The sequence below is a fragment of the Anaerofustis stercorihominis genome, assembly GCF_005844425.1.
Classification (GTDB): Bacteria; Bacillota; Clostridia; order Eubacteriales; family Anaerofustaceae; genus Anaerofustis; species Anaerofustis butyriciformans.
This window is the reverse complement of sequence record NZ_SPHL01000011.1, coordinates 40254-50794: the sequence shown is the minus strand read 5'-3', so window position 1 is coordinate 50794 and position 10541 is coordinate 40254. Positions and strand designations below refer to the sequence as shown.

10 protein-coding genes are annotated in these 10541 nt (G+C 28.8%); 2 read left to right on the top strand and 8 right to left on the bottom strand.

What is annotated here, in order from left to right; all coding sequences use genetic code 11:
• From FGQ49_RS04735 to FGQ49_RS04725, 3 genes are all read right to left on the bottom strand, one after another.
• Positions 1-997, bottom strand: a 997-nt coding sequence (locus FGQ49_RS04735) for a lipoate--protein ligase (RefSeq protein WP_138268723.1), incomplete at its 3' end; no start/stop codon positions are given.
• A gap of 3 nt (positions 998-1000) precedes the next feature.
• The gene (locus tag FGQ49_RS04730; protein ID WP_138268722.1) at positions 1001-1279 is read right to left on the bottom strand and encodes a hypothetical protein; all 279 of its coding nucleotides are present in this window, start codon (positions 1277-1279) and stop codon (positions 1001-1003) included.
• 55 nt (positions 1280-1334) lie between these two features.
• On the bottom strand, positions 1335-1883 hold the full coding sequence (locus FGQ49_RS04725) for a Sir2 family NAD-dependent protein deacetylase (RefSeq protein ID WP_207669790.1): 549 nt from the start codon (positions 1881-1883) through the stop codon (positions 1335-1337).
• Between the two features lie 133 nt (positions 1884-2016).
• Here FGQ49_RS04725 and FGQ49_RS04720 point away from each other — a divergent pair, with 133 nt between their 5' ends.
• Entirely contained in the window at positions 2017-2970 is a 954-nt protein-coding gene (locus FGQ49_RS04720; RefSeq protein ID WP_138268720.1) for a Gfo/Idh/MocA family protein, read from the top strand.
• Between the two features lie 10 nt (positions 2971-2980).
• On the opposite strand, the gene FGQ49_RS04715 is transcribed toward FGQ49_RS04720, so the two are convergent.
• The gene (locus FGQ49_RS04715) at positions 2981-5644 is read right to left on the bottom strand and encodes a calcium-translocating P-type ATPase, PMCA-type (protein WP_138268719.1); all 2664 of its coding nucleotides are present in this window, start codon (positions 5642-5644) and stop codon (positions 2981-2983) included.
• Between the two features lie 228 nt (positions 5645-5872).
• The gene (locus tag FGQ49_RS04710) at positions 5873-7201 is read right to left on the bottom strand and encodes an MATE family efflux transporter (protein ID WP_138268718.1); all 1329 of its coding nucleotides are present in this window, start codon (positions 7199-7201) and stop codon (positions 5873-5875) included.
• Positions 7202-7305: 104 nt separating this feature from the next.
• Here FGQ49_RS04710 and FGQ49_RS04705 point away from each other — a divergent pair, with 104 nt between their 5' ends.
• Complete coding sequence (locus FGQ49_RS04705) at positions 7306-7926, top strand: Crp/Fnr family transcriptional regulator (RefSeq protein ID WP_138268717.1); 621 nt, start codon at positions 7306-7308, stop codon at positions 7924-7926.
• A gap of 20 nt (positions 7927-7946) precedes the next feature.
• Here the strand turns inward: FGQ49_RS04705 and FGQ49_RS04700 are convergent, their stop codons facing one another.
• From FGQ49_RS04700 to FGQ49_RS04690, 3 genes are all read right to left on the bottom strand, one after another.
• Positions 7947-8333, bottom strand: a complete 387-nt coding sequence (locus FGQ49_RS04700) for a helix-turn-helix domain-containing protein (protein ID WP_207669789.1) — start codon at positions 8331-8333, stop codon at positions 7947-7949.
• Between the two features lie 93 nt (positions 8334-8426).
• Positions 8427-10145 (bottom strand): phospho-sugar mutase, encoded by a 1719-nt coding sequence (locus FGQ49_RS04695; protein WP_138268715.1) that lies wholly within the window; start codon positions 10143-10145, stop codon positions 8427-8429.
• Between the two features lie 29 nt (positions 10146-10174).
• A partial coding sequence (locus FGQ49_RS04690; protein ID WP_195323108.1) for a cyclase family protein occupies positions 10175-10541 on the bottom strand: 367 nt, incomplete at its 5' end.

Sequence of the window (10541 nt, the reverse complement as noted above, 5' to 3'; positions counted from 1 at the left end):
CTTTTTCATTAAATAAAATTTTAATAAAATCATCATTTTTAATATTTATAATATAATCAGATATATTTATATTACTTAAAAGTTTAAATACATCTTCTTTTTTATATCTTATCCCTTTTAAATTATCTTCAAGCTCTTTTGTTTCTTTAACAGAAAAGTAATCTCCGCTTATATTAATATCATTTATAAGTCCGTCTTTTATATCAAGCATGATATCAATTATACCTACGCCCTCTATTTTCTTTTTATTTTTTATTGTAAATTTAGGCGAATATCCATAGTTAAAGTCCCAGGTTCCATACTTTTCTTTAACCAGTTTTTCTATATTTTCGATATCTTCCTTTGAAAGTATGTATTCATCAATATCCTCATTGTTATATATTTCATTTAAAATAAAATCCTTAAATTCATAAATATCCATATCTCTGTTTATCATATCTTTAATATTCAAAACCCTGCTTCTTACGGATTTTATTGCCTTTGAAGTTATCTTTATATCACTGACATTTAAAGCATTAACAAGTGCTTCAACATTAACATCAAACATTATAGTTCCATGATGTAACACTTTCTTTTTGTTCATACACTGCGCATTTCCACTTATTTTTTTTCCATCAACAAGTATGTCGTTTCTTCCGCTTAATACAGCATCAATTCCCAGTTTCCTTAATGCTTTTATTATAGGAGTAGTATATTTTTCAAAATCAATTTCTTTTATATCATCTTTTTTTGTTGTAATGAAAGAAAAATTCAAATTTCCTTCATCATGATATACTGCTCCTCCTCCTGTATTCCTTCTTGCAACAATAATATTATTCTTTTCTACATATTCACTGTTTATTTCTTCGATTGTATTTTGATGTTTCCCAACTATAATTGAAGGAACGTGAATATAAAAAAAGAAATAATCATCATCGAACTTATCATTATTCATTACATAATTTTCAAAAGCCATGTTATAGTAAGGTACTTTAAAGTCAGTTTTTATATATTTCATAATCTAAATAATCTCTCCGGAAAATAATATATTTGTATACACTTCGTCATTTGGTCCTTTTTTAGTATATATTGTAATATTACCTACACAAGTATCATATCTTGCAAACTTATTTACAACACCGTTTGTTTCAATCATTGTAAACTTTACAAGAGCATTTAAAAGGTCATCTAAAAATTCATCATTGTATTTTTCAAGTTGTGTAAATACATCTTGACTACAACCAAGAACGCCAAGTTTCTTATTGGCAACCAATATACCTTGCAAATAATCGTCTTTCATAATCTTACCTCCTAAGAAAACAATATAATAATATTCTTTCCCAAGATATTATTTTTTATTTTGTCAATTCTTCTAATACTTTTCTTACATTTTTTTGAGCATCTTCTTGTATCTCTACAATTTTTGCACCTCTGCTTTTTGCTACTTCTCTTAAATCACAAGCGATAGCTGTATGATAAGAACAGCCTATAACAAGAAACACATCGCCAGGTTTCATTGTAGAAACAAGTTCATAAGCCTTTTGGTAATTTGGTGCAGGATCTCCATATAAAACAGGCTTATTACGTAATTTATATGCTATATCCATTTCGTCATCTTCAGGCAGCCCCCCATGAAGTTCTAAAGGTTCACTTCCCGCTTTTGTATGGAGTCCATCTATATTCATTGTAATAATTGGAATATTGTATTCACTTAAAGCATAATGAGCATCATTAGGCTCAGCTCCATTCATATTTGCTTTTAATTGTCTGATTGTTTCGTTATATTCTTTTGGATGTAATATGGCAAAATCTCTAAACAGTTTTTCTCTTACATCAGGTCTTTCCATAAAAGTTGGAATATTACTTTGTTTTGATATACCTGCTCCGGTAAACGCTATAATCATTTTTATCATCCCTTATCTTAAAAATTTATTATATAATTATACCCTTTAAATTATTCAAATTCAAGAAGTTATACTTTAGTAATAAATCTATTTAGTGTATAATTATCTATATAAAATATGAGGAGATAGTAAAATGGTTAAATATGGGATATTAAGCACAGCGTCGATAGTTCCAAGATTTGTAAAAGGTGTAAGAGAAAGCGAAAACGGAGAAGTTGTTGCAATAGCTTCAAGAGGAGAAGAAAAAGCAAAACAAAAAGCAGAAGAATTAAATATAGGAAAATACTACGGAAGCTATGAAGAATTATATAATGATGATGAAGTTGATGTAATATATATAGCAACTATAAACTTTGCTCATTATCAAAATATTAAAGATGCATTAAACGCAGGCAAACATGTAGTTTGCGAAAAACCATTGGTTTTAGAAAAAAAACAAGCAGAAGAATTATTTGAACTTGCAAAAGAAAAAAATCTATTTTTAGCAGAAGCACAAAAAGAAGTATTCCTTCCTGTTACAAATAAAGTAAAAGAAATAATCAAAGAAAAACAAATCGGTGAAATAGGTCTTATGGATTTTGCGACTTCTTTCCCTGGAGATTATAATGCCTGGACTCTTGATTTATCAAAAGGTGGTGGAGTATTTTTTACAAATGCAGTATATTGCATAGAATATATCGAATATGTTTTAGGTAAACCAATAAGCGAGTACTTTGGAATGAGACTTAAAAGCGAAGAATTTGGTGGAGATAAAGAGTGTACACTTAACTTTAAAATAGGAAATGATACTCTAGCTACAAGCAAAATATCAGGATATGTTAAATTATTAAACAAATTGTTTATATACGGAAGTGAAGGTTACATTGAAATGGATAACTTCTATAAAGCTGATAAAATGACAATACACTATTATGACGACAGAGAAGATGAAGAAATTTATCATCCTGCTACATGTGAAATGACATATGAAATTAATCATTTTAATAGTTGCATTATGGAAGGCAAATTAACAAGTGATGTTATAACAAAAGAAATGACAATACATAACGTAGAAATACTTGAAAACATACAAAATTCATGGAAATAAAAAAGACTGTTTAAGCAGTCTTTTTTTGTTTATCATTTCTTCCCTGTTTCAAAAGACTATTTTCTTCCACAAACAAGTCTTTTGCAAGTTTTACGATTTCAGAACTTACCAAAGGAACTAGAGATAAAGTTAAAACAAAGTCCCACTTATTTGGATCAAGTGCAGATAATTCAAATATTTCTCTAAAAAATGGAACTATAACAATGATTATTGCAAGCAAAGCTGAAACTATATTTGCAAGTATAAGAACCTTATTTTTCATTGGAGCATTATCAAACAAGCTTTCATTCATTGCCCTTACATTAAATGTGTGAAATAACTGAGATAAGCAAAGTATCAAGAAAGCAAAGGTTCTTCCCGTCTCAAGAGAATAATAGGTATTACCAAACCAAAAACCAACCAATGTAACGAAACCAATTAGTAATCCTTCAAATATAACTCTTATGCTAAAACCAGGAGTAAATATATTGTTATCCTTCTTTTCAGGTTTCTTTTCCATTATATTTTCCTCTGAAGGGTCAACTCCAAGAGCAAGTGCAGGAAGCGAATCTGTAACTAAGTTTACCCATAAAATGTGTATAGGAAGTAGAGGCATAGGATAATTAAGTATTGTTGCAAAAAACAATGTAATAATTTCTCCGATGTTACAAGAAATCAAAAAATGTATGGCTTTCTTTATATTTTGGAATACCCCTCTACCCTCTTTTACTGCCATAACTATTGTTGAAAAATTGTCATCACATAAAATCATGTCAGAGGCACTTTTTGCAACATCCGTCCCTGTTATTCCCATTGCACATCCTATATCTGCTTTTTTAAGTGCTGCAGCATCATTAACGCCATCTCCACTCATTGCAACAATATTACCACTTTTTTGATAAGCTTTAACAATCCTTACTTTATCTTTCGGTGTAACTCTTGCATAAACACTTATATTATTTATTCTTTTCTCAAGTGCTTTATCACTTAAATGTTCAAGTTCCAATCCACTTATACATTCTTCATCATTTTTCAATATTCCAAGTTTTTTTGCAATAGCTTCAGCTGTAAGTTTATGATCTCCCGTAATCATAACAGGTTTTATTCCTGCTTTTTTACAAGTTTCAATTGATTCAAATACCTCCTCCCTTGGAGGATCAATCATAGCCGTAAGACCTACAAAAATGAGATTATCTTCTACATTTTCTTTATCAGGTAAATTATCCAAAACTTTATAAGCATACCCCATAACTCTATATGCTTCCATTGAGAGCTTGTCCACTTGAGATAAAAAATCTTCTCTTAAATCATCAGTTATTTTCTTTACATTAGATTCACAAACATAATGAGAGCATTTATTTATCAAAACATCGCTAGCCCCTTTTACATACACGATATACTTATTATCTTCCCTATAAATGCAGCTCATCATTTTCCTTTTAGAATCAAAAGGAAGTTCGTCAAATCTAATTTTCCTTTCTCTTTCTATTCCACTTTCTTTTGCAAGTCTAACCAATGCAACCTCAGTGCTATCCCCTATTTTAACTTCTTTACCTTTTTCATCATAATAAAGATTTGCATCGTTACAATCATACGCAACATTAATAAGCATTTTAAAAGCTATGCTTTTATTTGTAGAAAACTCATCTTTATCTATAATTCTATTTGCAATATAAACTTTTTCCACACTCATTTTATTCTGTGTTAATGTTCCTGTTTTATCTGAACATATTACGTTTGCACTTCCGAGCGTTTCAACGGCATGCATTTTTCTTATAATAGCACCTTTTTTACTAAGCCTTGTTATACCTATAGAAAGAACAATGGTTATTACACTGGGAAGACCTTCTGGTATTGCGGCGACAGCAAGAGAAACACTTGTCATAAACATATTTAAAGGTTTATTACAATGAATAAAACCTATAATAAAAATAGCAATACAAATCCCTAAACATCCAAGAGAAAGAACAGTTCCTATTTCTTTTGTCTTTTTTGCCATTGGAGTTATATTCTCCCCTTGCGATGTAATCATCTTGGCAACCTTGCCTATTTCGCTGTCCATACCTGTAGCCGTTACAATATATGTACAATTTCCATAAGTTACAATTCCCGAAGAATATACCATATTACGTCTTTCAGCAAGAGCAACTTTCTCTTCTTTTATAATTTTATTATCTTTGTCTATTGGGATACTTTCTCCTGTAAGAGAAGATTCATCTATTTTCAAATTATTGCTTTTTATAATTCTTCCGTCTGCGGCAATTAAATCACCGCTTTCGGCATAAACTATATCTCCCACAACAACTTTATTAAAAGGAACTTTTATAACTTGTCCATCTCTTATTATTTTTGCTTCGTTAACACTAAGCTCTTTTAATGCCTCAAGTTCATTATCTGCCTTATATTCTTGGAAAGATGCTATTAACGCATTTACTATTACTATAACTAGTATCATAATTGCATCTCTTCCCTCTCCTATAAAAAAAGAAACAGCAGCAGCAATTAAAAGAACAATAATAAGAAAATCCTGAAATTGAGATAAAAAGATATCTAAAAAAGTATTTCTTTTTTCCTCAATTAAAATATTTTCTCCATATTTTTCAAGCCTTAAATTTGCTTCTTCTTCGCTTAGCCCTTTTTCTTTATCACTATGTAACATTTCTATAATTTCATCAACCTCTACATTAAAAAACATAATACGCCTCCTTTTATAGAAATTATATTTATATAAATGTGTATAATTTATCGGTTTTTGTTTATGAATCAATAATAAAATTTATTCGTTATCAATTTTGAACTTTACAAAAATAAAAACTATACAAAAAAACACAACGAATGGTTATAAAAAAGAACTCAGATTTTGTCTGAGTTCTTATAATATAAAATTATAGATTAAATAAAAATGCACAAAAATTATCAAATATTAAAAAAATTCTTTATAAAGCTGCTTATAAAATAATATAAAAGCAATTATAACGGTCAAACCATCAGAAATTGCCTGTGACATAATTATACCCATATATCCTGCAACATGATAAGATATAATTAATACAGCTAAAAAGATAATACCTTGACGGCTTATTGATAGAATAAAAGAGCCTACAACTTTACCCATAGATTGAAATATTATAGTCATTAAAAGTATTAGCCCAACAAAAACCATTGTTATAACCTGAAAACGAAGCATTATAGTTCCCTGCTCAATAATACTTTGATTATTCATAAAACATTTAATCATCATTGGAGCACAAATGAATATAACAGCTGTAATGGCTATTGCGACAATGCTTATAAAATAAAGACAAAATTTTAATAACTTAACAAGACGTTTTTTATCTCCTGCACCATAGTAATAACCAAACAGAGGCTCTCCTCCAAAAGCAAGTCCTGTTAAAAGCAAAAGAGCAATCATGCTTACTTTTAATACTATCCCCATTGCGGCAATTTTGTCATTTCCATAAGGAAGAAGAAATTGATTCATTAAAACCACACTTACGCTCTGCATAAGATTTACAATAGCCGCAGGAATACCTATTCCAAGAATTTGCCATACATGTTTTAATGGTATTTTTAATTCTTTAAAATTAACTGATAATATTTTACTTTTTTTCAATACTATAAATATAAAGAAAATATCCGTAAATATATAACCTATTACTGTCGCAATTGCGGCACCTCCTGCACCCCATCCAAAATAAGATATAAAAATAGGATCCAAAATTATATTTACCAATGCACCGATTATTGTCCCTGCCATTGATTCTTTAGACATCCCCTCAGAACGCAAAAGATTTGAATGAATAAACGAAAGCATTATTGCAGGAGCACCGATGGCTAAATAAAAATAATAATTTGATGCATGAAAAAATGTTTCTTCATTTGCTCCGATTATATAAAGAAGGGGAATACGAAATATAAGCATTAATAATGTTATTATAAGACCTGTTATAATCGTAATATAAAAACAAAAAGAGCTTACTTGTCTTACTGATATTTCATCTTTTCTTCCAAGAAGTCTTGATATTAAAGACGCTCCGCCCTGTCCAAAAATATTACCAACAGCCATCAACAATGTAAACAACGGCATACCCAGAGACACACCTGCAACAATATTCGTATCGTTAGTTTGAGCAACAAAAAAAGTATCCGCTAAATTATATATAAGTGTTATTACCATACTAAAAACAAGTGGTAAGGATAATTTTATATATGCTCTCGATACTTTTTCATCATTAAATATCTTACTATCCATAATAATCTTAAATTCTCCTTAATTCAATTTCAATTTATTTTAATATATTAAGTTGATTTTTTCTGTGCCATATGTCACAATAGCTAAAGGAGATAGTAATTAAAATGAAAAAAATAAACGATCTAAAACAAATAGAAAAAATACTTAAAAAGACAAATATAAAAAAATATTTTTCTACCGAAAATTTAAAATTCGTAATATATAAATATGATAAAGGCGAACAAATAACATCACCAGACAAAAAACTCGATGATATATTATTCATAACCGATGGAATAATCAGAATATATGGTTTAAGAGACAACGGAACAATCTCTCCTGTAAACCAGCAAAAAGCCCCTATAATAATAGGTGATATAGAATTCACAAACCAGGGAAATCCCCCTTTTTTTACGGATGCAGCAACAGATGTGACTTGTCTTGCATTATCAATAAAAAAATATAAGAAAGAACTTGAAAATGATATTCCTTTTTTACATTTATTACTCCGTTCATATAGTGAAAAATTACAATTTTTTGCTTTTGTGGAAGCTGCAGCAGAAACCGTTGAACAGAGAGTTTTATTGTACCTAAAAAACATATCGCCCTCAAATAAACTTGAAGGAATAGACGCAAGTGCTTTAAAACTTCGATGCAGTAGAAGACAACTACAAAGAGTATTAACAAAACTTTGTCAAAGCGGACAAATAGAAAAAACAGGAAAAGGAAAATATAAATTAAAATAAAAAATAACTCAAAATATGAGTTATTTTTTATTCTTCACTTTTATAATCAAATATCCTATAATATATCCTATAATTCCTCCTATTATGGGAAAGAAAATAATATCAACTGCATCCAAAAAACTATTTAATAAAAATCCTATACAAAAGAAAATAATCCCCGTATAAAGAGCAAAATTAAAACAAAAACTTTCATCTAATGTATCAATTTCCTCTTCATCTCTAACAAGTGAATCTATTGTTACATCAAAAATATCAGCTATTAATTTTAAATTTTCTATATCGGGCATTCCATTTCCATTTTCCCATTTAGTAACAGCCTGCCTTGAAACATTAATCATTTCTGCTAAAGTTTCCTGAGAGTATTCATTTTTAATTCTAAGACTTTTTAATTTTTCTCCAAAATTCATACTTGCCTCCTTTTTTATAATCATATAAAAAAGCATATTAAAAGTCTGCTACCCATTATTATAATAATGCAACTTTTCGTTTCATCGGTGTTTTTAAATCATTTCTTTGATTGATTTCATATATTTTCTAGATTTATATTTTGCATCTTTCACAGAACTTCCTTTTGATAAAATATATAATTTTATTTTTGGTTCAGTTCCGCTTGGACGACAAATTATATCGCATCCATCTTCAAGTTCAAAAAACAAAACATCAGAAGTAACTTCATTAAGCTTTTCTTTTTCTCTTGTTTTTAAATTTGTAATGATATGGTTTTGATAATCTCTTACTCTTATTACATTAGTACCACTAAAATTTGTAGGAATATCTTTTCTTAATTTTACCCCTATGTTTTTTATTCTCTCTTCCCCATCTAAACCTTCCATATAAATACTTTCCGTTAGCTCATCGAAGTAACCGTATTTTTCATATAAGCAGTTTAGAGCATCAAATAAATCCATTCCTTTATCATAATAGTAACAAGCCATTTCACAAACAAGCATCGAAGTAACTATTCCGTCTTTATCCCTTGCATAACTTCCCTTTAAATAACCTATACTTTCTTCAAATCCATATATAAATTTGTATATACCTTCTTCTTCAATTTCTTTTATTTTCTTACCTACAAATTTAAAGCCTGTTAAAACTTCATAAAGTTTAACGTTATTCTTTTTACATATTTCGTCAACTATATTTGTAGTTACAATACTTTTTGTAATTGCAAAATTATTTTCAAATTCTGCCTTTTCTTTCTTTGCCATTATTATATATTCAAGAAGCAAAGCTCCGACTTGATTACCGGTTATAACTTTATATTCTCCGTCTTTATCTTTTGCCATAACCCCTACTCTGTCTGCATCAGGGTCAGTTCCTATTATTATATTTGCATTATTTTTTTTAGCAACCTTAATAGCCTCATTAAACCCATCTGCATTTTCCGGATTAGGAGATTTAACCGTTGAGAAATTTCCGTCTAAAACCATTTGACTTTCAACTTTTATAATATTATCTAGCCCTATTTTTGAAAGCACATATGGCACAAATTTATATCCACACCCATGAAAAGGTGTATATACTACTTTAAAATCATCTTTATGCTTTATTGTATATTTTGAATACTCGCTTTCTGATAATACTTTTTCCAAATAAATATTATCAATATCTTCTCCAATAATTTTAAGTAGTCCCTTTTTTACAGCTTCGTCTTTTTCCATAATTTTAATATCACTTAAAACATCTATCTTTATCATATTCTCATGAACTTTATGTGCCATATCTGGAGAAAGCTGAGCTCCGTCTTCCCAATAAACTTTATATCCGTTATATTCCTTTGTATTATGTGAAGCTGTTATATTTATTCCTGAAATTGCTTTAAGATGCCTTATAGCAAAAGAAAGCTCCGGAGTTGGTCTAAGGTCATCAAACAAATAAACTTTTATACCCATATTACATAGAGTAAGAGCTGCTTCAAGAGCAAATTTATCAGAATTATTTCTCGGGTCATGGCAAATAACAACGCCTCTTTTTTCTTCTCCTTCATTTAAAATAACTTTTCCAAGAGAAAATGTAGTGTGCCTTATGGTATATATATTCATCATATTTATTCCAATACCCATAACACCTCTAAGTCCCGCAGTTCCAAAATCAAGAAGTTTTGAAAATCTATATTCAATTTCAGTATTATTATCTTTAATGTTTAATAATTCTTTTTTTGATTCTTCATCAATCAAATTACTACTTAAAAATCTATTATATTCTTTTATATAATCCATAATTTTCTCCTTATAAAATTTTTATATATTTAACCATCTATTGCAAAAGCCCTAATTGGAGAAGCATCTAACTTATTTAATTTAAGAGCTACAAAATGGAATTCATATATTTTATTATCTTTAAGCAAATCCAAATTATTTAAATTTTCTACAATTAAAATATCATTTTTTAATAAATTATCATGAGCCGCCCAATCAGAAGGATTAGATGTAGAATCTAAACTAAAAGCATCAATTCCACATATTTGAATATTATTTTGAATTAAATTTAAGGCAACCTCTTTTGATAAATAAGGATGATGAATATATTTTTCACTGTTAAAATATTTACTAAATCCCGTTCTAAAAATAACAAAATCTACATTACAAATATTATTCTTATATTCTTTCAACTCT